The sequence below is a fragment of the Pseudomonas sp. ASL4 genome (assembly GCF_056680395.1).
In genome coordinates, this window is the sequence record NZ_CM155280.1 from 171,015 (window position 1) to 196,921 (window position 25,907).

General features: G+C 59.0%; 14 protein-coding genes and 3 pseudogenes. 8 read left to right on the plus strand and 9 right to left on the minus strand.

Translation table 11 applies throughout. From position 1 onward, the window contains the following. Window positions 1-224: 224 nt before the first annotated feature. From AC1MEW_RS00715 to putP, 3 genes and pseudogenes are all read right to left on the minus strand, one after another. A complete protein-coding gene (locus AC1MEW_RS00715; RefSeq protein WP_323570352.1) occupies window positions 225-617 on the minus strand; it encodes a hypothetical protein in 393 nt (130 codons plus the stop codon). Between the two features lie 1,040 nt (window positions 618-1,657). After that, window positions 1,658-3,661 (minus strand): annotated as a pseudogene (locus AC1MEW_RS00720) (type VI secretion system Vgr family protein); the annotation flags it as partial. 360 nt (window positions 3,662-4,021) lie between these two features. Next, complete coding sequence (gene putP, locus AC1MEW_RS00725; protein ID WP_201200018.1) at window positions 4,022-5,506, minus strand: sodium/proline symporter PutP; 1,485 nt, start codon at window positions 5,504-5,506, stop codon at window positions 4,022-4,024. A gap of 463 nt (window positions 5,507-5,969) precedes the next feature. On the opposite strand from putP, the gene putA reads away from it, so the two are divergent. Together putA and AC1MEW_RS00735 are read left to right on the plus strand one after the other, a co-directional pair. Next, a complete protein-coding gene (gene putA, locus AC1MEW_RS00730; protein WP_201200017.1) occupies window positions 5,970-9,920 on the plus strand; it encodes a trifunctional transcriptional regulator/proline dehydrogenase/L-glutamate gamma-semialdehyde dehydrogenase in 3,951 nt (1,316 codons plus the stop codon). A gap of 245 nt (window positions 9,921-10,165) precedes the next feature. Further along, complete coding sequence (locus AC1MEW_RS00735) at window positions 10,166-11,968, plus strand: acyl-CoA dehydrogenase (protein WP_322270341.1); 1,803 nt, start codon at window positions 10,166-10,168, stop codon at window positions 11,966-11,968. Window positions 11,969-12,100: 132 nt separating this feature from the next. Here AC1MEW_RS00735 and AC1MEW_RS00740 read toward each other — a convergent pair whose 3' ends face one another. The 3 genes from AC1MEW_RS00740 to AC1MEW_RS00750 form a co-directional block, all read right to left on the minus strand. Next, window positions 12,101-14,050, minus strand: coding sequence for a methyl-accepting chemotaxis protein (locus AC1MEW_RS00740; RefSeq protein WP_480425154.1), 1,950 nt, complete (start codon window positions 14,048-14,050; stop codon window positions 12,101-12,103). A gap of 101 nt (window positions 14,051-14,151) precedes the next feature. Next, window positions 14,152-14,454, minus strand: coding sequence for a cell division protein ZapA (locus AC1MEW_RS00745; protein WP_201200008.1), 303 nt, complete (start codon window positions 14,452-14,454; stop codon window positions 14,152-14,154). Then, window positions 14,451-14,681, minus strand: coding sequence for a hypothetical protein (locus AC1MEW_RS00750; protein ID WP_008149645.1), 231 nt, complete (start codon window positions 14,679-14,681; stop codon window positions 14,451-14,453). Before AC1MEW_RS00750 ends, AC1MEW_RS00745 begins: the two co-directional genes overlap by 4 nt. Before the next feature lie 340 nt (window positions 14,682-15,021). Between AC1MEW_RS00750 and AC1MEW_RS00755 the strand changes: the two are divergent. The 5 genes and pseudogenes from AC1MEW_RS00755 to selO all read left to right on the plus strand — a co-directional run. After that, a pseudogene (locus AC1MEW_RS00755) lies at window positions 15,022-15,678 on the plus strand (MCP four helix bundle domain-containing protein); the annotation flags it as partial. 303 nt (window positions 15,679-15,981) lie between these two features. Beyond that, window positions 15,982-16,581, plus strand: a pseudogene (locus AC1MEW_RS00760) (methyl-accepting chemotaxis protein); the annotation flags it as partial. Between the two features lie 391 nt (window positions 16,582-16,972). Beyond that, window positions 16,973-18,715 (plus strand): potassium/proton antiporter, encoded by a 1,743-nt coding sequence (locus AC1MEW_RS00765; RefSeq protein WP_201200005.1) that lies wholly within the window; start codon window positions 16,973-16,975, stop codon window positions 18,713-18,715. A gap of 36 nt (window positions 18,716-18,751) precedes the next feature. Then, complete coding sequence (gene mscK / locus AC1MEW_RS00770; protein WP_480425157.1) at window positions 18,752-22,096, plus strand: mechanosensitive channel MscK; 3,345 nt, start codon at window positions 18,752-18,754, stop codon at window positions 22,094-22,096. Window positions 22,097-22,144: 48 nt separating this feature from the next. Further along, window positions 22,145-23,608 (plus strand): protein adenylyltransferase SelO, encoded by a 1,464-nt coding sequence (gene selO, locus AC1MEW_RS00775; protein ID WP_480425159.1) that lies wholly within the window; start codon window positions 22,145-22,147, stop codon window positions 23,606-23,608. Between the two features lie 2 nt (window positions 23,609-23,610). Here selO and AC1MEW_RS00780 read toward each other — a convergent pair whose 3' ends face one another. Continuing rightward, window positions 23,611-24,012: a helix-turn-helix domain-containing protein gene (locus AC1MEW_RS00780; RefSeq protein WP_201192043.1), complete on the minus strand. Its 402-nt coding sequence runs from the start codon at window positions 24,010-24,012 to the stop codon at window positions 23,611-23,613. Next, window positions 24,009-24,305 (minus strand): type II toxin-antitoxin system HigB family toxin, encoded by a 297-nt coding sequence (locus AC1MEW_RS00785; RefSeq protein WP_201200001.1) that lies wholly within the window; start codon window positions 24,303-24,305, stop codon window positions 24,009-24,011. The genes AC1MEW_RS00780 and AC1MEW_RS00785 overlap by 4 nt, the downstream gene beginning before the upstream one ends. 191 nt (window positions 24,306-24,496) lie before the next feature. Between AC1MEW_RS00785 and trxC the strand changes: the two genes are divergently transcribed. Then, window positions 24,497-24,931 (plus strand): thioredoxin TrxC, encoded by a 435-nt coding sequence (gene trxC, locus AC1MEW_RS00790; RefSeq protein ID WP_123435540.1) that lies wholly within the window; start codon window positions 24,497-24,499, stop codon window positions 24,929-24,931. A 131-nt stretch (window positions 24,932-25,062) separates the two neighbouring features. Here the strand turns inward: trxC and AC1MEW_RS00795 are convergent, their stop codons facing one another. Further along, on the minus strand, window positions 25,063-25,833 hold the full coding sequence (locus AC1MEW_RS00795; RefSeq protein WP_054053184.1) for a ParA family protein: 771 nt from the start codon (window positions 25,831-25,833) through the stop codon (window positions 25,063-25,065). Between the last annotated feature and the right edge of the window lie 74 nt (window positions 25,834-25,907).

The window sequence follows — 25,907 nt, forward strand, 5'->3', positions numbered from 1 at the left end:
GCAGGAGAGTTGCTCAGATTCTCCAATATGTCCGCCGCGTAAAAGTAAGCGACATACAACATAGCCAATGTAACCAGTAAAATTATAATGATCAAAACCAGGCCACTTAAAAGGAATACTGTTTCCGCATCAGTTTTCATTTTTCAACCTCATACAGAATTTCCCCGTCCCGCTCGCCCCAGCGCCCTACATAGGGGACAGATTTATTTATCTCCGAACCTAGGTCACTCAATCCATCCCATATATTTGCAACCGACCAAGAACACAATCATCGCCCCCCCACTTCCCAGTGCTGCGATGTAAAAAAAGCGAATCATCCCCAGTAAGCCTCTAGGAAAATTCAGATAATCCTCCTCATCCAAAGCGCCACACTTAATCGCCCAAGACGGAAATACCAAAAAAGATCCTACACCAGTCAAAACAAAGTTGATTCCAAACAGCCCACCGTTTAAAAAAGACTTCCGCGCCAAAACCCCATGGGAATTGCTAAGAAACCCTATGATTTTCTGCATCTGAAAAAAATAAAGATAGACATGACCGAAGATAGATATAAACCCCAAGCCAAAAAACAAGCCACCAAAGGTCAGAACGAACCAAACTTCATCATCGTTCGTCATTGATAGATTTCCTCATGAATTATCTCTCCAATCTTTTCTCCTGCCGCCTCCCCGCCCACCGCTCCGCCCAAAGTTCCAACGCCCACCAAAATCAAAGAACACCCAACAAAGCCGGCGCCTGCAGTAACAGTTCCGATTCCCACACAGGCAAGCGATCCCAAAGCACCCCCGGCCATACTCCCCGCAAATGCACCAGAAAACTTTCCAGCCTCCGAAAACTTAACTTTCCTACAAGCCTCTTCAGCCCCAACCCGGCAGGTCTCCTTAACCTTAAGCCCCGAAACAGAAGCCCCTAACGCAACACCCACCCAACCACCTGCCTTAATTACCTTACCGGCCTTACTCACCCCATCAATATGCGTCGCATACCCAGGAATTCCTCCAGCCGTACCAGCCTTACTCCAGTGATGCACAAGACTACGGCTTGAGATTCCCAGCGCATTTTTCAGTTTTGGATGATCTGGAATACCCACGCCTTTACGAACCAATGGCCCAAGACTGTTATCCAACCGCCCCATTAGCTTTTTACGCTCGGTAAAGAAGTCCGCGCCCTGGAGTTTTCCGTGTTTGTCGAAAGTGCGTTTGTGGAGGCTTTCCAACTCTAAGAGCGTGTCCTTCAAGTTTCCCAAGTGCTTACCAAACATCGCCGCCCCAATACCCACCCCAGTCGAACCCTGCGAAAGAAAAGACTCAATTCCTCCATGATGCCGCGCCATAAACTCAGCCTCCGCATCGCTCAATGGCTCAAGCGCCGCATCGACTTTCTGCGCGGCCTCCATCAGCAAAGCCTCTTCCCGGGTGCATTGCGTGTTGCGCGGATCACTAAGGACGATTAATTGACCGGGTTTGGCGAAGTTGGAGAGTTGTGGATTAAGGCTTCTAAATTTCTCCAGCACCGCGGGCTCCGGCTGCGCAAACAATATCGACTCAAGCGCAGAGCGAGACACCCCCTGCTCGACAATGTGAAAACCCGGCTCGACGGTTGAAACAGATGCAGTGGATGAGGCCTTTGGCGTACCAGCCAATGTGTTCGGCGTAGGACACATACCGTCCTTGCAACGCTCACACTCTTCACAGAACGGAGCATCACCTTTCAGGCTCATGATCTGCGCCGCGCTGAGCAACGCCGCCGGGGCTGCGGCGAGTTTCAACGGAACATCCGACGAACTCGCCACTGCTGCCATGACCGGCATCGGCGCACCACCGACCTGAATCGGCACGCTGCTGAAAATCCCGCCGGGGCCAATGTTGATCCACTGCCCACCGGCCTGAATGGTCGCGCTGGCGCCGCCGTCGATGACCACTTGCTGGCCGGCGCTGACATGGAATTGCTGGCTGGCATTTAGCGCCTGGCTGTTCACCCGAATGTGCCGGTCGCCGCTCACCAGCAAGTGGTCGTCCTGTCGCACTTCGGTCTGGCGCTGGCCGTGAGTGATGCGCTGTTCGTCGGCCTTCAATTCATGCCGGGCGGTGCCGGTGACGACGATGCTGCGGGCGTTATCGACCTGCACCTGTTGATCATTCAGCACGTGCTGGGTCCAGTTTCGCTGGGCCCGCAGGTAGATTTCCTCGGCGCCTTTGCGATCCTCGATGCGAACTTCGTTGTAGCCACCGCCGCCGGGACTGCTCTGGCTGCGGAAAATACTGCGGGTCTTGTCGGCCGGCAGGTCCAGCGGAACGGGCGTCGCGGCGTTCGGCAGACAACTCATCACCAACGGTTTGTCGGCGTCGGCGTCGATGAACCCCACCAGCACTTCCATGCCAACCCGCGGAATCAACACGCTGCCATAACGGTCGTGAGCCCAACCGGTGGCCACTCGTAGCCAGCAACTGGAATGCTCATTGAGTTCGCCATCGCGATCCCAGGCGAGTTGGACTTTTACCCGGCCAAATTCGTCGCAGTGGATTTCGCTGTCGCTCGGGCCGGTGACCACGGCGGATTGATAGCCAAGCATTCGCGGCTTGTCCGGCCCCTGCGGCGGGCGAAACGAAACGTCCCACGGCGTTGCGAGAAAGGTATTGCGGTAGCCCTGGAATTCACCGTCGTCGGTGACGGACTCTTCCAGCACCTGCGGCTGACGGCCACGGTGTTCGATTTCCGTAATCAGCCACAGGTCATTCCAGGTTTGGCGCGGATGCTCGGCCAGTTGCAGGAAATGTCCGCTGACCAACGCGGATTCATCGCTGCGGCCTTCTGCCTGACGGTAATCCGCGCCGTGGCGTTCCAGCGTCCGCTGAGTCAATTGCTTGCCGGGTTCGCGGTCAGTGAATTGGCCGGGAAAGTGATAATCCTCCAGCACCGGTCTCTGTTCACTGTCCACGCGACTTTCAAGTTGCAAACGCGGTTTTTGGAAGTCGTAGTCCCGGCGTGTGACCGCTGTAGTCCGGGTTTCCAGGCGCACGTTGAAACGCTTGATCGCCGGGGCGCTCGCGGCCATTCCGCTGCCGGGCAGGTAAAGCGTGGGCTCGGGCAGGCGCGGGAATACCGTTTGATCGTCTCCGAACACCAATAGATGCCCGTCGGGGCTGTGCTGGAAGTGGAAGTGAATGCCGATCTCGGCACATAGCCGCTGAATGAACGCCAGATCGCTTTCCGCGTACTGCACGCAGTACTCGCGCCCGGGGTAGTCGCTGCCGAGTTGAAACTCAAAGGCATCGCGCTGGATGCCGTGGTCCTTGAGTATTTGCGCGATGATCGCCGGCACGCTTTTGTGCTGGAAGATCCGCTGATTGATGCGCCGGCCGAGGTAGGCCAGACGCGGGACCAGGCTGACTTGGTAGCGTGTCAGACGCTTGCCGCTATCCCCTTGGCCAACCCGATAAATCTGACCGTGAATGCCGGAACCGCCGCCATCAAAACTCAGAAACGCCTGACAGTGCAGGAGACTTTCCAGTTCGAGGTCTGGCCGTTCGCTGACCAGTTCCAGATCGAAACGGAAGGGTTGGCTGATGGCTTCCTTACCCGTGAACTCAAGCACCTTGAGCTCATTCTGGACGCCGTCGAGGGTCAACGTGAAACGCGGTTGATTGGCAGGCGCGAACATCCGATGTCTCTCTGCAGAATGAAGGCGGGCGATTCTGCATGAGCGACAAGGGGGGTTGAGCGGAGGTCAGGAAAATCAGATTTTCCCTACTTTTTTAGGGAAATATCCTTCACAAATTAGGATGTTTGGCTACAGACATTCCCTTCAGGAGTACCACTGACCCTGTGGGAGCGGGCTTGCTCGCGAATGCGGTTCCACATTCCGCATGGGTGCAAGCTGACTCACCGCATTCGCGAGCAAACCCGCTCCCACATTTGAACGTCGACGCCACGAAATCCGCGCAAAAAAAAGGCCCACCTCCAAAAGGAAGCGGACCGTTTTCATGTTCAGCGAAAGGTCAGAGCCTCAGCTCATCCCCCATCACTTGTTCAGGCGATAGTCCTTCTCGGCCGCATCAAAGCGCATCAGCATGCCTTTGGTCGGTTCGCCCAGTTTGCTGACGATGTAGATCGCCAGGCTGGCGAAGATGAAGCCCGGGATGATTTCGTACAGACCCAACACGTTGAAGTGCTTCCAGACGATCACGGTGATCGCGCCGACCAGGATGCCGGCCAGTGCGCCGTCGCGGGTCATGTCTTTCCAGATTACGGAGATCAAGACAACCGGACCGAACGCAGCGCCGAAACCAGCCCAGGCGTAGCTGACCAGACCGAGCACACGGTTTTCCGGGTTGGCGGCCAGTGCGATGGCGATCAACGCAACCAGCAACACCATGGCGCGGCCGACCCAGACCAACTCAATCTGGGAGGCGGATTTGCGCAGGAAGGTTTTGTAGAAGTCTTCGGTCAGGGCGCTCGAGCACACCAGCAACTGGCAGCTCAGGGTGCTCATCACGGCAGCCAGAATGGCCGACAGCAGTACACCGGCAACCCACGGATTGAACAGGATTTTCGCCAGTTCAATGAACACACGTTCGTGGTTTTCGGTCACAGGAGCGGCCAGCTCGGGGTGTGCCGAGAAGTACGCAATACCGAAGAAACCCACAGCGACGGTGCCGCCCAGGCACAGGATCATCCAGGTCATGGAGATGCGACGTGCTTTAGCGATCGACTTGACCGAATCCGCCGCCATGAAACGCGCAAGGATGTGCGGCTGGCCGAAGTAACCCAGACCCCAGCCCATCAGCGAAATCACGCCGATGAAGGTGGTGTTTTTCAGCATGTCGAAGTTGCTTGGATCGTTCGCTTCGATGGCCAGGAACGTGGTGTCGACGCCACCGGTCGCCAGCAGCACGATGATCGGCGTCAGCAACAAGGCGAAGATCATCAGTGTGGCTTGTACGGTGTCAGTCCAGCTCACGGCCAGGAAACCGCCGATGAAGGTGTAGGCAATCGTCGCCGCAGCACCGGCCCACAGCGCTGTCTCGTAGGACATGCCGAAGGTACTTTCGAACAGACGGGCGCCGGCCACGATGCCGGAGGCGCAATAGATGGTGAAGAACACCAGAATCACGATGGCGGAGATGATCCGCAGCAGGCCGCTTTTGTCTTCGAAGCGACTGGAGAAGTAATCCGGCAGGGTTAACGCATCGCCGTTGTGCTCGGTCTGCACCCGCAGACGGCCGGCGACGAACAGCCAGTTCAGGTAAGCACCGACGATCAGGCCGATGGCGATCCAGCTTTCGGAAAGGCCGGACATGTAAATCGCGCCAGGCAAGCCCATCAACAACCAGCCGCTCATGTCGGAGGCGCCGGCGGACAATGCAGTCACGACGCTGCCCAGGCTGCGACCGCCCAGAATATAGTCAGAAAGGTTGTTGGTAGAGCGATAGGCCATCAAGCCAATCAGCACCATTGCTGCGATGTAGATCACGAACGTGATCAGGGTTGGATTGCTTACGCTCATTCAAATACGCCCTGGCTTTGTTTTTATGTAGCGACGGGGTGTGAAACCGTGCACGAACAACGATGCCGTTCAGACGATTTCCGGTCCCGCGCATTTATGACCGATGTTTCCCCAGGAAAGCCATCAGCCGGCGCACCAGACTTTTTAGCCGGTTGCACCTTGGGCGCGAATCCTATTCAACAACGTAAATAAGGTGCAACCTGTTTCTTGAGAATTAGTTGCACCTAGGTGGCTTTTCATCGAAATACAGCGCTTTTTTGCTCCCTTTCAGGGCAGAGACAGGGCATTTAAGTCAATAAAGGCACCAAGGAGAGGCCACTATTCCGTTTCGGAATTTATTTCATGATCACCCGCTAATTATTCCGACAAAAAAGGGTTGCACCCGGTTGCACCTCTGTCAGCGCACAGCTAATCTTGCGGCCAGCTGATGCCACGCGGTCGTGGCAAACATGAGGATAAAAATATGGCTACCACCACCCTTGGGGTCAAACTTGACGACCCAACCCGCGAACGGCTGAAGGCCGCCGCGACCTCGATTGATCGCACGCCGCACTGGCTGATCAAGCAGGCAATTTTCAATTACCTGGAGAAACTCGAGGGTGGTGCAACCCTGACCGAGCTGAGCGGTTTGACTAAGGATTCCGACGACGCCGTCGATGCGCCAACGGATCATACCCATCAGTGCTTCCTCGAATTCGCCGAAAGCATCCTGCCGCAATCAGTCCTGCGCGCCTCGATCACCGCCGCTTACCGTCGCCCGGAACCGGAAGTGGTGCCGATGCTGATGGAACAGGCACGTCTGCCTGCCGCGATGGCCGAAGCCACCAATAAGCTCGCCTCTTCGATTGCCGAGAAACTGCGCAATCAGAAAAGCGCCGGCGGCCGTGCCGGGATTGTTCAGGGCCTGTTGCAGGAGTTTTCCCTGTCGTCCCAGGAAGGCGTAGCGCTGATGTGCCTGGCCGAAGCGCTGCTGCGCATCCCGGACAAAGGCACCCGTGACGCCCTGATCCGCGACAAGATCAGCACCGGCAACTGGCAGCCGCACTTGGGCAACAGCCCGTCGCTGTTCGTCAACGCCGCCACTTGGGGCTTGTTGCTGACCGGTAAATTGGTCGCGACCCACAACGAAACCGGCCTGACTTCGTCCCTGAGCCGCATCATCGGCAAGAGCGGCGAGCCGATGATCCGCAAGGGCGTCGACATGGCCATGCGCCTGATGGGCGAGCAGTTCGTTACCGGCGAAACCATCGCCGAAGCCCTGGCCAATGCGAGCAAGTTCGAAGCCAAGGGCTTCCGCTATTCCTACGACATGCTCGGTGAAGCTGCACTCACCGAACACGACGCCCAGAAGTACCTGGCCTCGTACGAACAAGCCATTCACTCCATCGGCAAAGCGTCCCACGGTCGTGGGATTTATGAAGGCCCGGGCATTTCCATCAAGCTGTCGGCACTGCACCCGCGTTACAGCCGTGCGCAGTACGAGCGTGTGATGGACGAGTTGTACCCGCGCCTGCTGTCGCTGACCCTGCTGGCCAAGCAATACGACATCGGCCTGAACATCGACGCCGAAGAAGCCGACCGTCTCGAGCTGTCGCTGGATCTGCTTGAGCGCCTGTGCTTCGAACCGCAGCTGACGGGCTGGAACGGCATCGGTTTTGTGATCCAGGCCTACCAGAAGCGTTGCCCGTACGTGATCGACTATGTGATCGACCTGGCTCGCCGCAGCCGTCATCGCCTGATGATCCGTCTGGTAAAAGGCGCGTACTGGGACAGCGAAATCAAACGCGCCCAAGTCGAAGGCCTGGAGGGCTATCCGGTCTACACCCGCAAGGTGTACACCGACGTTTCCTACATCGCCTGCGCGCGCAAACTGCTGTCGGTGCCGGAAGTCATCTACCCGCAATTCGCCACGCACAACGCCCACACCCTGTCGGCCATTTACCACATCGCCGGTCAGAACTATTACCCCGGTCAGTACGAGTTCCAATGCCTGCACGGCATGGGCGAACCACTGTACGAACAGGTTGTAGGCAAAGTTTCCGAAGGCAAGTTGAACCGTCCGTGCCGCGTGTACGCACCGGTCGGCACTCACGAAACACTGTTGGCGTACCTGGTGCGTCGTCTGCTGGAAAACGGTGCGAACACCTCGTTCGTCAACCAGATTGCCGATCAGTCGATCTCGATTCAGGCGTTGGTGGCCGATCCAGTGGCCAGCATCGAGCAGATGGCCACGGTGGAAGGCGGCTTCGGTCTGCCGCACCCGCGCATCCCGCTACCGCGCGACCTTTATGGTGCCGAGCGCGCCAACTCCAGCGGCATCGACATGGCCAACGAACATCGTCTGGCTTCGCTGTCCTGCGCGCTGCTGGCCAGCGCTCACAACAGCTGGAAAGCTGCGCCGATGCTAGGTTGCGCCTCCAGCAGCGAAGCACCGGCACCGGTGCTGAACCCGTCCGATCTGCGTGACGTGGTGGGCCACGTACAAGAAGCGACCGTCGAGGACGTCGACAACGCGATCCAGTGCGCCCTGAACGCTGGCCCGATCTGGCAGGCCACCCCGCCCGCCGAACGCGCCGCGATTCTGGAACGTGCCGCCGATTTGATGGAAGGCGAGATTCAGCCACTGATGGGCCTGCTGGCTCGCGAAGCCGGCAAGACCTTCGCCAACGCCATCGCCGAAGTGCGCGAAGCCGTGGACTTCCTGCGTTACTACGCGGTGCAGGCACGCAACGATTTCACCAACGACGCCCATCGCCCATTGGGTCCGGTGGTTTGCATCAGCCCTTGGAACTTCCCGTTGGCAATCTTCAGTGGCCAAGTTGCTGCGGCGCTGGCCGCCGGTAACCCGGTCCTGGCCAAGCCCGCGGAACAAACCCCGCTGGTAGCGGCTCAAGCCGTGCGCTTGCTGCTCGAAGCCGGGATTCCGGAAGGCGTGTTGCAACTGTTGCCGGGCCGTGGCGAAACCGTTGGCGCCCGTCTGGTCGGTGACGATCGGGTCAAAGGCGTGATGTTTACCGGTTCGACCGAAGTCGCTCGCTTGCTGCAACGCAACGTCGCCGGTCGTCTGGATGCACAGGGTCGTCCGATTCCGCTGATCGCCGAAACCGGCGGCCAGAACGCGATGATCGTCGACTCTTCGGCACTCACCGAACAAGTTGTAATTGATGTGGTGTCGTCGGCCTTCGACAGCGCCGGTCAACGTTGCTCGGCACTGCGGGTTCTGTGCTTGCAGGAAGATTCCGCCGACCGTGTCATCGAAATGCTCAAGGGCGCCATGGCTGAATGCCGTCTCGGCAACCCGGAGCGCCTGTCCGTGGACATCGGCCCGGTGATCGACGCCGAAGCCAAGGCTGGCATCGAGAAGCACATTCAGGCCATGCGCGACAAAGGTCGCAACGTGTATCAGGTGGCCATCGCCGACGCCGAAGAAGTCAAACGCGGCACCTTCGTGATGCCAACGCTGATCGAACTGGAGAGCTTCGACGAGCTGCAACGGGAGATCTTCGGCCCGGTGCTGCACGTGGTTCGCTACAAGCGTAAAGACATCGATCAACTGATCGGCCAGATCAACGCTTCCGGCTACGGCCTGACCCTGGGCGTGCACACCCGCATCGACGAGACCATCGCCAAGGTGATCGACAACGTCAACGCCGGTAACGTCTACGTGAACCGCAACATCGTGGGCGCGGTGGTTGGCGTGCAACCGTTCGGTGGCGAAGGCTTGTCGGGCACAGGTCCGAAGGCGGGTGGTCCGCTGTACCTGTACCGTCTGCTGTCGACGCGTCCTACCGATGCGATCGAACAATCCTTCGCTCGCGGTGATGCCATCGCAGCGCCGGACGTTCGTCTGCGTGATGCCATGAGCAAGCCGCTGACCGCCCTGCAAACCTGGGCTGACAGCAACAAGTTTGCCGACCTGAGCGCCCTGTGCGTGCAGTTCGCCGCGCAATCGCAAAGCGGGATCACCCGTGTTCTGGCCGGCCCGACCGGTGAGCGCAACAGCTACGCGATCCTGCCACGGGAACACGTGCTGTGCCTGGCGGAGGTTGAAGGCGATCTGCTGACTCAACTGACAGCGGTATTGGCCGTAGGTGGTTCGGCGGTATGGCCGGAAGCTGACCTGACCAAGGCATTGTTCGCACGTCTGCCGAAGGAAGTTCAGGCGCGGATCAAGCTGGTTTCCGACTGGAACAAGGACGAAGTGGTGTTTGATGCGGTTCTGCATCATGGCCATTCCGATCAACTGCGTGCGGTTTGCCAGCAAGTGGCCAAGCGTGCCGGGGCGATTGTCGGGGTTCATGGGCTGTCCCAGGGCGAGACCAACATTGCGCTGGAGCGACTGGTGATCGAGCGGGCGTTGAGCGTTAACACTGCGGCGGCGGGTGGTAATGCCAGCCTGATGACTATCGGTTAAACCGGTACAAACCAGGCGCCCGCAATGGACGCCTGGAATGCGAAACCCTTGTGGGAGCGGGCTTGCTCGCGAAGGCGGAGTGTCAGTCGACATCAACATTGACTGTTGCACCGTCTTCGCGAGCAAGCCCGCTCCCACATTTGATTAGCGTTGCCCGCAACACACCATCACGCTCATCAATCATCCTGTTCACCCCGCCCTTCCCCCGCCTAGACTCGGTCCATTCCAAAAGAAGGTAGGCCGACATGTCCGAGACGCTGCTCAGTTCCCGCAATCTGGCTTTCGAGCTGTATGAAGTCCTCGATGCCGAGGGCCTGACCCAGCGTGAGCGGTTCGCCGAGCACAACCGCGAGACCTTCGACGCCGCCATCGGCACCGCCCGCAGCATCGCCGAGAAATTCTTCGCCCCGCACAACCGCAAGGGCGACGAGAACGAGCCGCGCTACGAGAACGGTCAGGCGATACTGATTCCGGAAGTGAAACCGGCGGTGGATGCGTTCCTTGAAGCCGGTTTCCTCAACGCCGCGCGAAGTTTCGACGCCGGCGGCATGCAACTTCCTACGCTGCTGTCCCAGGCGTGCTTTGCGCATTTCCAGTCGGCTAACGCGGCATCGACCTCTTACCCATTCCTGACCATGGGTGCGGCGAACCTGATCGAAAGTTTCGGCACAGAGGAGCAAAAGCAACGCTTCCTGCAACCGATGATCGACGGGCGTTTCTTCGGCACCATGGCGCTGACCGAGCCCCACGCAGGGTCGTCGCTGTCGGATATCCGCACACGGGCGGAGCCTGCGTCTGACGGCACCTATCGACTCAAGGGCAACAAAATCTTCATCTCCGGCGGCGACCATCCGCTGTCGGAAAACATCGTGCACATGGTGCTGGCCAAGTTGCCGGACGCCCCGGCCGGCGTGAAGGGCATATCGCTGTTTATCGTGCCCAAGTTTTTGGTCAATGATGATGGCAGCCTCGGCAAGCGCAACGACGTGTTGCTGGCCGGGCTGTTCCACAAGATGGGCTGGCGCGGCACCACGTCCACCGCGCTGAACTTCGGCGATAACGGTGAGTGTATCGGCTATCTGGTGGGCAAGCCGCACCACGGCTTGAGCTACATGTTCCAGATGATGAACGAAGCGCGGATCGGCGTCGGCATGGGCGCGGTAATGCTCGGTTACGCCGGTTATCTGTATTCGCTGGAGTACGCCCGCGAGCGTCCGCAGGGTCGCGTGCCGGACAGCAAGGACCCAAACACCGCGCCGGTGGCGATCATTCAACACGCCGACGTCAAACGCATGTTGCTGACGCAAAAGGCCTACGTCGAAGGCTCGTTCGATCTTGGGTTGTACGCGGCGCGGCTGTTCGACGACACCACGACCCTTGAGACCGAAGCCGAGCGCAAGCAGGCCCATGAGCTGCTGGATTTACTGACGCCGATCGTCAAATCCTGGCCGTCGGAGTTTTGCCTGAAGGCCAACGAACTGGCGATCCAGATCCTCGGCGGCCACGGCTACACCCGCGAATACCCGGTGGAGCAGTACTATCGCGATAACCGTCTGAATCCGATCCATGAAGGCACCCACGGCATCCAGTCGCTGGACTTGCTCGGCCGCAAACTGGCGCAGAACGGCGGCGCCGGGCTCAAGCAACTGATTCGACTGATCGCCAACACCGCCGAGCGCGCCCAGGCGTACGACTCGCTGACGCCATTGCGTGAACCGCTGGAAAAACTGGTAGCGCGCCTGCAAACCGTGACCATCGGCCTGCTGACGGATCTGGGCCAAGGCAAGGTCAACAGCAGCCTGGCGAACTCGGCGCTGTACCTGAAAGTGTTCGGGCACACGGTGATTGGCTGGCGCTGGCTGGAACAGGCGATTCGCGCTGAGGAAGGGCTGGCCAAGGGCAACGCCGCGGATGTGAGCTTCTATAAAGGCAAGCTGCAAGCGGCGCGGTATTTCCTGACATGGGAAGTGCCGGGTTGTCACCATGAGTTGGCAATTCTTGAGGCGCGGGATGATGTGTGTCTTGGGATGCAGGATGAGTGGTTCTAACCAGAAGTAATGTGGTGGTGCAGAAATCCATTCGCGAGCAAGCCCGCTCCCACAGTGGTCCGCGTTCAACCACACAACGCGGTCAAATGTGGGAGCGGGCTTGCTCGCGAAGAGGCCCGCACCGACAACACATCAACTCAACTTGAACCCACCCATCTGCCGCGCCAAATCATCCGCCAACCGCTGCAACGTCTGACAATCCTCGCGGCAAGCTCTGACTTCACCCGCCGTCGCCCGCGCCAGATCGGAAATCCCCTGCACATTGCGGTTGATCTCCTCCGTCACCGCCGACTGCTCTTCCGTGGCCGTCGCCACTTGATGATTCATGTCACTGATGCGCTCGATCTGCCCGGTAATCGCGGTCAACGACGTCCCGGTGCGCTGGCTCGACTCAACACCAGTCCCGGTCGCCGCTTGCCCCGAATGCATGGACGACACGGCATTTTCCGCACCTTGCTTGAGACTGCCGATCATCTGTTGAATCTCATCCGTCGATGACTGCGTGCGCCGCGCCAAGGTCCGCACTTCATCCGCCACCACCGCAAATCCACGGCCCATGTCGCCGGCCCGTGCCGCCTCAATCGCAGCATTAAGCGCCAACAGGTTGGTCTGCTCGGATATCCCGCGAATCACAGCCAGCACTTGATCGATGGACGCCACTTGATGCGCCAACTCGCCCACCGCCGTGGCCGCGACGCCGATTTCATCGGACATGCTTTCAATATGCCGGATTGAACCACCGACCACTTCCCGCGCCTGCATCGCTTCATCGCGGGCGGTTTGCGACGCGACCGCGGCATTGCCAGCGTTCTGGGCGATTTCCTGTACGGTCAGGCCCATTTCGTGGACGGCGGTAGCGACCATGTCGGTCATTTCCTGCTGGCGACTGGAGCGCTCGGCGGTGTTGTCCACCACCGCAGCCACTTGGCCGACGGCGGTGCGCAAACGCTCGCTGGTGGTCAGCACTTCGCCGATCATGTCGCGTTGGCTTTCGAGGAATCGATTGAAGCCTCGCGCCAGGTCGCCCAGCTCATCGGCGCGACTGGAATCTAACCTGTGGGTCAAATCTCCACCACCGCTACCGATGGCTACCAATGCGGCTGTTACCTGACGGATCGGTCGAACCATCCCGCGGGCTAATAACACAACCAACATCAGACACACCAGCGCCACCGCCAGGCCGATGCCGCTGCTCATCCACATGGCCCGACGGGCCTCGGCGTAGATCTGCGATTGCGGCACTTCGGCCACCAGGGTCCAACCGAGATCTCGCAGTGGCAGGCTCAACGCCAGAAAATCTTCGCCATTGCGGGTAAAACTGCTGGTGGCAGACGCTTTGGAGGTAGAGAGCTGACCCATTACTGCTTGCGCCGCCGAGGCACCGATTTGCTCGGCCAGTGTGCGTTTACCGCTGAATTGCGCCTCAGGGTGAACCTGGATCAAACCGTCGGAACGCACGAGATAGACCTTGCCGCGCGCACCGAAGTTGAAGTTGTGGATCAGTTCCGACAGCTCTTTCATGCTCAGCCCGAGGCCGGCAACGCCCACGACTTTACCGGCCTGCTCGACCTTGAGGTCGATGAACAGCGCCAATTCTCCGGTCGCGGTGTCATTGTCGATATTGAGGGTGCGCGGCTGATTGCTGTCGAGGAAGGAGTAGAACCAGGCGTCTTTGGGGTTGGAACGACTGAGAGTCCGGTCCAGGCCTTTTTCAGTGATGTAATGGTTTGAAGCCGTGCCGATAATCAACGCGGTAAAGGCTTTGTGTTCGGCGCGGATGCCTTCCAGGTACTTCGCGAAGGTGTCGGTCTGGGCACTGTCTTCGCCCGCTGCCAGCCAGTCACGCACCATGCTGTTGCTGGCGATGTCCTTGGCGGCGGTGAGGGGTTGGACGAGGATTCGCTCGATGTCGTTGCGCATCGCTTCGATGCTCGACGGCAGTGCCTGTTCGACCAGATAACTCTGGGCGAGGCGGTTGACCACCAGGGTATAAACGCCAACCACGATCAGAATACTGACCAGCAGGGCGGTGCCCATACTCAGGATCAACTGCCATTGAATACTGCGTCGCCAGAACTGCATGGAGCACCCCCAAAGAATAAGAGGCTGAAACACTGCAACAGCCGTGCCGATTGTATACAACGCAAACGACAATTTTATTCTTTGGTTGTGCGCAAAGCCGATCAGGCCTGATTGATCGTCTTGGAGATCACTTCAACCGTGGCGCTGACTTGCTCTTGGTAACGGTCGAGTTCGAGCTTGTGCTGCTTTTTCATTTCGATCTGCTGGGAACACAGATTCATCGCCGCCAGCACCAACAAGCGGTCACCGATCAGCGTCGGGTACTTCCTTTTGGTGTCGGCCAGGGCTGCCTTCAACATCAATGCGGCATCCAGCAGGGTTTGCTCTTCCCCGGCCGGCGCCTTGATCGAATAGTCCTCCCCCAGGATCGAGACGACTTTTACCCCTGCGGTGCCATGATTCATGCGCTGACAGGGCCGGCGCTGACGCGCTCAACCAAGGCCTGGATGCGGGCGGCGGTGGCGCCTTGTTTTTCTTCCTGTTCCATCAGGCTCAGTTGCAGGCTTTCGTTTTCGTCCTTGGCCTGGGCCAGTTCTGCACTCAGGGTCTGGTTGGTGCCCAGCAGGGTCTGGTTCTGTTGCACCAGGTCGCTGACCAGTTGTTCCAATTGGCTAAGGGATGCTTCCAACATTTTGATTTTCCAAGCATTTTCAAAGGGCGCGTACGATAAAGAAAAGTCACCACCGATGCCAGGGTTATTGGGGCGCAAGGCCTTGATTTTCCTGGCGGGCGACCTTCCTCGCGAACTTTAAAGACTGTGATAGGCGGATCTGGTTCCTGCACTTCGTCGCCGAGCCCTTCCTGCGACAAATACACGCAGTGCCTCAAGACTTTAGTCGTATGACCGATAAGTCATCCATACAGCAGTCTCAGCCCCGCACGGATGCGCTTTTTCGGTAAACACCATGTCCCTTCGTAATATGAATATCGCTCCGCGGGCGTTCCTCGGTTTTACCCTGATTGGCGCTCTGATGCTGATCCTGGGTGTGTTCGCCCTGAACCAGATGAGCAAGATTCGCGCGGCCGCCGAAGACATCACCTCCAACAGCGTGCCAAGCATCAAGAGTCTGGATGAGTTCACTCAGTTGACCCTGCGCCAGCGGGTGTTGTCGTATCGCCTGATGGTTAACCGCGAGCCGGACGTTCAGCAGAAAACCATCGATCTGCTGGAAACCCGCAACCAGCAGATCCGCACCGCACAGACCGTTTATGAAAAGCTGATCAGCAGCCCTCAAGAACGTGCGACCTATGATCAATACGTGCAGCTGCTGGGTCAGTATCGCCAGATTGAAGACCGGATGAAGTCGCTGTCGCGTAACAATCAGGTCGATGAACTGCGCACCCTGCTCAACACCGATTTGCTGACAAACTCTGACGCGATCAACACCGCGCTGAACCGCCTGCTGGAAATCAATACCCAGCAGACCATCGACACCAACCAGCAGGCCTCCGATCAATATTCTTCGGCCTTCAATCTGGTTGTCACGCTGCTGGTGATCGCCACCGGACTGACGTTCCTGTTCGCCTGGTTGCTGACCAATAGCATCACCAAGCCAATCGCCAATGCATTGAGCGCCGCTGAAGAAATCGCTGAAGGCAACCTGACCCGTCCGATCACCGTCGACGGCGAAGATGAAGCGGGCCGTTTGCTGCTGGCCATGTCGAAAATGCAGGACAAACTGCGCGACACCCTGCAACGGATTTCCGGCTCGGCGACGCAACTGGCGTCCGCCGCTGAAGAACTGAACAGCGTCACCGACGAAAGTGCTCGCGGCCTGACTCAGCAGAACAATGAAATCGAACAAGCCGCCACCGCAGTCAACGAAATGACCAGCGCCGTGGAAGAAGTCGCCCGCAACGCCGTGAGCACTTCCGAAGCCTCGAAAAATGCCACCACCTCTGCCGGTGACGGCCGTGACCTGGTGCAGGAAACCGTCAGTGCCATCGAACGCATGAGCGCCGATGTGCAGAGCACGGCGACGCTGATTGGCGACCTGGCCAACGAATCCCGCGACATCGGCAAGGTGCTGGATGTGATTCGCGGTCTGGCGGACCAGACCAACCTGCTGGCCCTGAACGCGGCCATCGAAGCGGCCCGTGCCGGTGAAGCCGGACGTGGTTTTGCGGTGGTTGCGGATGAGGTTCGTGCCCTGGCGCACCGGACTCAGCAGTCCACCAGCGAAATCGAGCGCATGATCGGCAGCATCCAGAGCGGCACCGAACACGCGGTGGATTCGATGCGTAATAGCACCGAACGCGCGGAATCGACATTGAACATCGCGCGTGGTGCCGGCATGTCTCTGGACACCATCAACAGTGCGATTGTCGAGATCAACGAACGCAACCTGGTGATCGCCAGCGCGGCCGAAGAACAGGCTCAAGTGGCCCGTGAAGTGGACCGCAACCTGGTGAACATCCGTGATCTGTCGGTGCAATCAGCGACCGGGGCGAATCAGACGAGTGCTGCGAGCAACGAGCTGTCACGCCTGGCGCTGGACCTGAACAACATGGTTGGACGGTTTAGCCTCTAATCAACAACACCACTCCTGTGGCGAGGGGGCTTGCCCCCGTTCGGCTGCGAAGCAGTCGCAAATTCAGTCTTCGTGTTGAATCTGATTCACGGCGTTGCCTTTTTGGGGTCGCTGCGCGACCCAGCGGGAGCAAGCTCCCTCGCCACAGGGATTGCGCAGTAAAAGCGTCGGCAGGTCTGACGCCTTCGCGAGCAAGCCCGCTCCCACAGTTGACCGTGTTGTTCACCTGGTTTGTGTACAACACAGATCTATTGTGGGAGCGGGCTTGCTCGCGAAGGTCCGAAGGACCAAAAGCTTTTTGACAGCATCACATTTCAACAGGTTAGAATCGCTGGCACGCAGACTGCATGGTCAGTTTGTGTCCGCCTTTCAGCTTTCTGGAGTATTGCCTTTGAATGCTACGACCATCAACAGCCTGTTCTTGATCGGCGCGTTGCTGGTAGGTGCGAGCATTCTGGTGAGCTCCCTTTCGTCCCGCCTCGGTATCCCGATTCTGGTGATCATTCTGGCCGTGGGCATGGCCGCTGGCGTCGACGGCGGTGGCATTATTTTCGATAACTACCCAACGGCTTATCTGGTCGGCAACCTCGCGTTGGCGGTCATTTTGCTCGATGGCGGTTTACGCACACGGGTGGCGAGTTTCCGCGTGGCCTTGTGGCCGGCGCTATCGCTGGCCACCGTCGGCGTGTTGATCACCACCGGGCTGACCGGCATGGCGGCAGCCTGGCTGTTCAATCTGAACATCATTCAAGGCCTGCTGATCGGCGCCATCGTCGGCTCCACCGATGCCGCGGCGGTGTTCTCGCTGCTGGGCGGCAAAGGCCTGAACGAACGGGTGACCGCCAGCCTCGAAATCGAATCCGGCAGCAACGACCCGATGGCGGTGTTCCTCACCGTGACCCTGATCGACATGCTCGCCAGCGGTCAGACCGGCCTGCACTGGAGCCTGCTCGGTCATCTGGTGCGCGAGTTCGGCATCGGCGGTGTGATCGGCCTGGGCGGCGGCTGGGTCATGCTGCAACTGGTCAACCGCATCAACCTCGCCAACGGCTTGTACCCGATTCTGGTGATTGCCGGCGGTCTGCTGGTGTTCGCCCTGACCAACGCCTTGCATGGCAGCGGCTTCCTCGCTGTTTATCTGTGCGGTCTGGTGATCGGCAACCGTCCGGTGCGCAGCCGTCACGGCATTCTGCACATGCTCGACGGCATGGCGTGGCTGGCCCAGATCGGCATGTTCCTGGTGCTGGGGCTGCTGGTCACGCCTCACGATTTGTTGCCGATCGCCCTGCCCGCGCTAGGCCTGGCGCTGTGGATGATTTTATTCGCCCGGCCGCTGTCGGTGATGGTCGGCCTGCTGCCGTTCAAAGCGTTCCATGGCCGCGAAAAAGCCTTTATTTCCTGGGTAGGCCTACGCGGCGCGGTCCCGATTATTCTGGCAGTGTTCCCGCTGATGGCCGGGCTGCCGAACGCTCAGCTCTATTTCAACCTCGCCTTCTTTATCGTGTTGGTGTCGCTGCTGGTGCAGGGCACGAGCCTGCCGTGGGTCGCCAAATTGTTGAAGGTGACGGTTCCGCCAGAGCCGGCACCGATCTCCCGTTCAGCACTGGAAGTCCACGTCACCAGCGAGTGGGAAATGTTCGTTTATCGCCTCGGTGCCGAGAAATGGTGCATCGGCTCGCCTCTACGTGAACTGAAAATGCCCGACGGCACGCGTATCGCGGCGCTGTTTCGTGGCCAGCAACTACTCCATCCGTCGGGTAGTACAGTGCTCGAAGTCGACGATTTGCTCTGCGTAATCGGTCACGAACACAACTTGGCAGCGCTCGGAAAACTCTTCAGCCAGGCACCGCAACGCGGCCTCGATTTGCGCTTCTTCGGCGACTTCGTACTCGAAGGAGACGCCCAGCTGGCTGCGGTTGCGGCGCTGTACGGGTTGAAAGTCGAAGGCATCGATCCGGACATGTCCCTGGCCCACTTCATTGCCCAGAAGGTCGGCGGTGCGCCGGTCGTGGGCGACCAGGTGGAGTGGAACAACACCATCTGGACCGTTGCGGTCATGGAAGGGAACAAGATCGGCAAAGTGGGCGTCAGATTCCCCGAAGGAAGTCGCCCCGGTCCGGGCTTGTTCCTCTAAACTGCCATTCTTTTCACCTAGCTTCGATCGGTCTCTATGCCAACCCTGCGCAATTTTTTAATCATGGCCCTGCTGGGCTTGAGCCTCTCCGTCGGTACACTTCAAGCTGCCGAACCGCCGTCCAGCGAAGCCGTGCAGGCGAGCCTGGACAAAATCGCCGACCGCAAACTGCCGGAAGCCGATCAGAAAGCCCTGCAAACCGTCCTGCAGAACACGCTGACCCAGCTCAACAACAGGCGTGATTATGATCAGAAACTGATCGATTTGAAGCAGCAACTGGCCACTGCGCCCAAGCAGAACATAGAGAACCAGCGTGAGCTGGCCCGGCTCAAAGCCACCAAAGTGGTGCCGATCGAGCAGCGCTACGCCAATCTGTCGATCGCGCAACTCGAGCAGATGCTGACCGAGCGCTCGACCCAGCAAAGCGATCTGCAAAAAGCCCTGGCCGACGCCAACAGCCTGATCATCACCGCCCAGACCCGCCCCGAGCGCGCCCAGGCCGAGATCGCCAGCAGCCAGACGCGCATTCAACAGATCAACAACATTCTCAAGGCCGGTAGAGACAACGGCAAGACCTTGAGCGGCGAGCAACGTGATCAGCTCAACGCCGAACTCGCGGCACTCAACGCCCTGATCCCGCTGCGCCGCCAGGAACTGGCCGGCAACAGCCAGTTGCAAGACCTGGGCAACAGCCAACATGACGTGCTCTCGGAAAAAGTCTCGCGCCAGGACCAGGAAATCCAGGAACTGCAAACCCTGATCAACCAGAAGCGCCTGGCCCAGTCCCAAGAGACGGTGACCCAACAGTCCATCGAAGCCCAGAAGTCCGGCGGCAGCAGCTTGCTGGCCACTGAAAGCGCGGCGAACCTGAAGCTCTCGGACTACCTGCTCAAAAGCACCGACCGTCTCAACGAAGTTACCCAGCAGAACCTGCAGACCAAGCAACAACTGGACAGCGTGACCCAGAGCGATTCGGCCCTGGACGAGCAAATCAACGTGCTCAGGGGCAGCCTGCTGCTCTCCAAGATTCTCTATAAACAGAAACAGGCCCTGCCGCGCCTCAAGCTCGACCGCGACCTGGCAGACCAGATCGCCGACATTCGCCTGTATCAGTTTGAAGTCAGCCAGCAACGGGAACTGCTCAGCAACCCGGCCACTTACGTCGACAACCTGCTGGCGACTCAACCGCCAGAGCAAGTCACCCCGCAGTTGCGCAAGAACCTGCTGGACCTGGCCAACACCCGCGCCGACCTGCTCGAACGGCTGAACCGCGAACTGAGTGCGGTACTCAACGAATCCATCACCCTGCAACTCAACCAGAAGCAATTGCTCAGCACCGCGCAAAGCCTGCGGGCGACGCTGGACGAGCAGATGTTCTGGATTCCCAGCAACAAGCCGCTGGATCTGGAGTGGATGCGCGGCGTACCAGAGCGTCTGCAACGTCAAGTCACCACGCTGCCCTGGACCTCGAGCCTGAGCGAACTGAGCGACGGCCTGATTCAGCGACCGCTGCTGTTCCTGCCCTTGGTATTGATGATCGGCGCCCTGCTGTGGCGCCGCAAAAGTCTGTATGCCCGACTGAACAAGGTTCACCAGGACATCGGCCACTTCAAGCGTGACAGCCAGTGGCACACGCCTCAGGCGATCCTGATCAATATTCTGCTGGCGATGCCGGTGGCGCTGGGCCTGGCCTTGTGTGGCTATGCCTTGCAGATCGACGCCCGTGGGCAGAACACCAACATGGGCGCCGCGCTGCTGCAAATGGGCCAGGCCTGGCTGGTGTTCTACACCGCCTACCGGATCCTCGCGCCGGGCGGCGTGGCTGAGCTGCATTTCCGCTGGGAAAAACCTCAGGTCGAATTCCTCCAGGGCTGGGTCCGTCGACTCGGGCTGGTGGTCATGGCACTGGTGGCTGTGGTGGCGGTTGCTGAATTGCAACCGGCGGCCCTGGCCGATGACGTACTCGGTATGCCGGTGGTGCTGACGTGTTATGCCTTGATGGCCTGGCTGCTCAGTCGCCTGCTGATCAGCAGCCCGACCCACGAGAGCGCCTCGCTGTTTCGCAAAGCGGTTGGGATCATGTTCACCGTCCTGCCCGTCGCGTTGTTCGTGGCCGTGTGCTTTGGCTACTACTACACCGCGCTGAAACTCAGCGACCGGCTGATCAACACCCTGTACCTGCTGATGTTCTGGCTGGTGATTGAAGCGACGTTCGTCCGTGGTTTGAGCGTTGCGGCCCGACGCCTGGCCTATCAACGCGCCCTGGCCAAACGTCAGGCTGCCAAAGAGGCGGGCGACGGCGAAGCGGTGATCGAAGAACCAACGCTGGACATCGAGAAGGTCAACGAACAGTCCCTGCGCCTGATTCGTCTGGCATTGCTCGGCGGTTTCATCGCGGCGCTGTACTGGGTCTGGTCGGACCTGATTTCAGTGTTCTCGTACCTGGACAACATCACCCTCTACGAATACACCAGCGGCACCGGCGCCAACATGAGCATGGTGCCGATCAGCATCGGCGACCTGCTCGGAGCGCTGATCATCATTGGTATCACCTTCGCCCTGGCGCGCAACTTACCCGGCCTGCTGGAAGTGTTGGTGCTGTCCAAGCTCAATCTGGCCCAGGGCAGCGCTTACGCCACGACCACCTTGCTGTCCTACGTGATCGCCGGCGTCGGTTTTGTCACGACCCTGTCCACACTCGGCGTGAGTTGGGACAAGTTGCAATGGCTGGTGGCGGCGCTCTCGGTAGGCCTCGGTTTCGGGATGCAGGAGATCTTTGCGAACTTCATCTCCGGCATCATGATCCTGTTCGAACGTCCGGTGCGGATCGGCGACACCATCACCATCGGCAACCTGTCGGGCACGGTGAGCAAGATCCGCATTCGCGCCACGACCATCACCGACTTCGACCGCAAGGACATCATCGTCCCGAACAAGACGTTCATCACCGGGCAACTGATCAACTGGTCGCTGACCGACACCATCACCCGAGTGACCCTCAAGCTCGGCGTCGATTACGGTTCGGACCTGGATCTGGTCAGGGCCTTGTTGCTGCAAGCCGCCCGGGAAAACCCGCGCGTGCTCAAGGAACCCGAGCCACATGTGTACTTCCTGAACTTCGGTGAAAGCACCCTCGACCACGAGTTGCGCATGCACGTGCGTGACCTCGGCGACCGCAACCCGGTCATCGACGAGGTCAACCGCTTCATCAACCACGAGTTCAAGAAGCAGAACATCAACATCTCGTTCCGTCAGATGGAGGTTTACCTGAAGAACCTGCACGGTCAGGAATACAAATTGGTGCCGGTCGAGGACGAGAAGAAAACCATCGACACTCCTGACGTCCCGGAACAAGAGCCGCCGCCGACCAAACTCGACTAACCGCCTTATCCCTAGCAGAATGCTCGGACACTCTGCTGGAGATGGCCGTTGAAAGCCCTCGACGAACTGACCTTCGACAATCGCTTCGCCCGCCTGGGCGATGCGTTCTCAACCCACGTGCTGCCCGAGCCCATCGCCAACCCGCGGCTGGTGGTCGCGAGCCCCGCGGCCATGGCACTGCTGGACCTGGACCCGGCGGTGGCCGAGACGCCGGTGTTCGCCGAGCTGTTCGGCGGCCACAAGCTCTGGGCCGAAGCCGAGCCACGGGCAATGATCTATTCCGGGCATCAATTCGGTTCCTACAACCCGCAACTGGGCGACGGTCGCGGCTTGTTGCTGGGCGAGGTCTACAACGAGGCCGGCGAACATTGGGACTTGCACCTCAAAGGCGCCGGACAAACGCCGTACTCGCGGATGGGCGATGGACGGGCGGTACTGCGCTCCTCGATCCGCGAGTTTCTCGCCTCCGAAGCATTGAATGCCCTGAACATCCCGACCACTCGCGCACTCTGCGTGATCGGCTCCGACACGCCGGTCTGGCGCGAAAAACAGGAACGCGCGGCCATGGTCCTGCGCCTGTCGCCGAGCCATGTGCGCTTCGGGCATTTCGAGTACTTCTACTACACCAAGCGCCCCGAGCAGCAGAAAGCCCTCGGCGAGCACGTGCTGGTCATGCACTTCCCCGAATGCCTGGAACAGCCGGAACCGTACCTGGCGATGTTCCGTGAAATCGTCGAGCGCAACGCCGAACTGATCGCCAAATGGCAAGCCTATGGTTTCTGCCACGGGGTGATGAACACCGACAACATGTCGATCCTCGGCATCACCTTCGACTTCGGCCCGTTCGCCTTCCTCGATGACTTCGACGCCAACTTCATCTGCAACCACTCCGACGATCAGGGCCGCTACTCCTTCAGCAATCAAGTGCCCATCGGCCAATGGAACCTCAGCGCCCTGGCCCAGGCCCTGACGCCGTTCATCAGCGTCGACGCCCTGCGCGAAACCCTCGGCTTGTACCTGCCGCTGTACCAGGCCCACTACCTGGACCTGATGCGCCGCCGCCTCGGCCTCACCACCGCTGAAGACGACGACCAGAAGCTGCTCGAACGCCTGCTGCAATTGATGCAGAACAGCGGCGTTGATTACACGCTGTTCTTCCGCCACCTCGGTGATGAGTCACCTGAACTGGCCGTCACCCGGTTACGCGATGACTTCGTCGACATCAAGGGTTTCGATGCATGGGGCGAACTCTATGTCGCCCGGGCTGCTCGTGAAGGCGTAGTTGATCAGGAACAACGCCGCACGCGGATGCACGCGGTCAATCCGCTGTACATCTTGCGCAACTATTTGGCGCAGAAAGCTATCGATGCGGCGGAGAGTGGCGATTATGCCGAGGTCCGGCGCCTGCACGCGGTGTTGAGCAATCCGTTCACGGAGCAACCCGGGATGGAGAGCTACGCAGAGCGGCCGCCGGAGTGGGGGAAGCATTTGGAGATTAGTTGTTCGTCGTAATTTCAGATAAACACATCGACCGGTACCTTGAAGTGCTCAGCCAACCAGCGGATCTGCCGCAGGTTGAGCTGGCGCCTGCCGCTTAATATCTCCGAGACCACCGATTGGGGGCCTACGCCGGGCAGGTCGCTTTGGGTCAAACCATGCTCGCGCATCATGTAACCCAGAACCTCAGCACCACTCGCTTCGCGCATCGGGTGGTGTTGGTGATCCCACTCCGCAATCCAGTCGCCGATGATATCCACCAGACTCATCAATGGGTGCGACTCATCAAGCTTGGTCATCTCTAACAATTCGTCGAGCGCTAGTACCAACAGGTCGTAGTCTTCTTCGTTTTTTGGTTTTCGGAGCAAAGGAGCAACGTACTCCCAATGCTCGGCAGCCTTTTTGACCAAAACACTCATACCCTTCCCTCCTTCCATTTTCCCCGGTCATATTCGCGGTGATCCATCACATGCTTGATGTACAGCTTTTGATGCCCGTACCGGACATAAGCGATCAACCGTAACTTGTTGCCACCGATATCGAATACGTGAAGATCGCCTACTTTGTCGATCGCAGGAAATGAGGATTTCATAGACGCAAAATCATTTGGCTTGATCCTCTTGGCCATTCGATACCACTGATCCAACGCATTGGCCGCCTGAGGCCATTTGGCTTTAGCCTCCCGAATTGGTTTTTCGGTGAACACATGCATGCAACATCCTTATCGCATTTTGCTATGAAAGTTAATCACAGATCCGAAATATCGCAAGTTGCGATATACCTGGGCGGACCAGCGGCTCGCCCGCAACACTCAGCGTAGTGTCGACGATTGCCGCCGCACGATTGAAAATGTGAGCAGACGTCTCCAACTCAGCTTCATTAGCCTCTATTTGGAACACTCCAATGACTGACCCACTCCTCATCCCATGCCCCCACTGCAACGGCCTCAACCGCATCCCCGCCGAGCGCCTCAGCGACCATCCAAAATGTGGCCGCTGCAAGGCCGAGGTTCTACTGAGCAAACCCTTCGAATTGAAGCAAGGCGATTACGCCAGTCAGATCAAGGGCGATCTGCCGTTGCTGGTGGACGTCTGGGCGGACTGGTGCGGGCCGTGCAAGTCGTTTGCACCGGTATTCGAGCAGGCCGCGGGGCAGTTGGCGGGTAAGTGTCGGTTGGCGAAGCTCGACAGTGAGGCTAACCAGCAGTTGTCGGCGCAGCTGGGGATTCGCTCGATCCCGAGTCTGATTCTGTTCAAGAACGGCCGGGAGGTGGCGCGTCAGAGTGGGGCGTTTCCGCTGCCGCAGTTGATGAGTTGGTTGCGTAGCCAGGGAATCTAAGGCCACCGCAAACCAAATGTGGGAGCGGGCTTGCTCGCGAAAGCGGTGTGACAGTCAATGTGGATGTCGACTGACACACTGCTTTCGCGAGCAAGCCCGCTCCCACATGGGTTCTGCGTTACCGGCAGGAATCACGCGTTCTCTAGCAAGTTATGCAGTTCAACAAACTGCTGCGTCAGCTTGTGTCGCGGATCAAGGTGGATCAGCGGCGTGTTGGCTTGGTGCGACTCGCGCATGCGCACCGAACTGCCCAGGTACACCGGCAACACTGGCAACCCTTCGGCAATCAACTCGTCGAGGATTTGCTGAGGCAGGCTCGCCCGGGCCTGGAATTGGTTGACCACGATGCCTTCAACTTCCAGGCCTTCGTTGTGGTCTTCCTTCAATTCTTCGATTTCTGCCAGCAGGCCATACAGCGCCTGGCGCGAGAAGCTGTCGCAGTCGAAAGGAATGAGCACCCGATCAGCGGCAATCAATGCCGACACCGCGTAGAAGTTCAGCGCTGGCGGGGTATCGAGGTAGATCCGATCGTAGTCTTCGCTCAGCTCATCGAGCAGTTTGCGCAGCTTGTTGATCTTGTGTTTGGCCTCAAGCTTGGGCTGCAGGTCGGCCAACTCGGCGGTGGCGGTGATGACGTGGAGGTTGTCGAACGGAGTTTCGTAGATATCGACCTGATTTTTCTTCGAGAACGGCCCGGACGACAGGGTCTGCTTGAAAAAATCGGCGATCCCCATCGGGATGTCATTACCGGTGAGGCCGGTCAGGTACTGAGTGGAGTTGGCCTGGGCATCGAGATCCACCAACAGGGTGCGATAGCCCTCGCTGGCACTGACCGCTGCCAGATTGCAGGCAATGCTGGATTTACCCACACCACCTTTCTGATTGAACACCACGCGCCGCATGTCAAAACCTCCGTGTATCAAAGAATGACCGAGTGTAGTAGTCCACGGCGTTGCTTAGCTACCTCGCGGGCAAA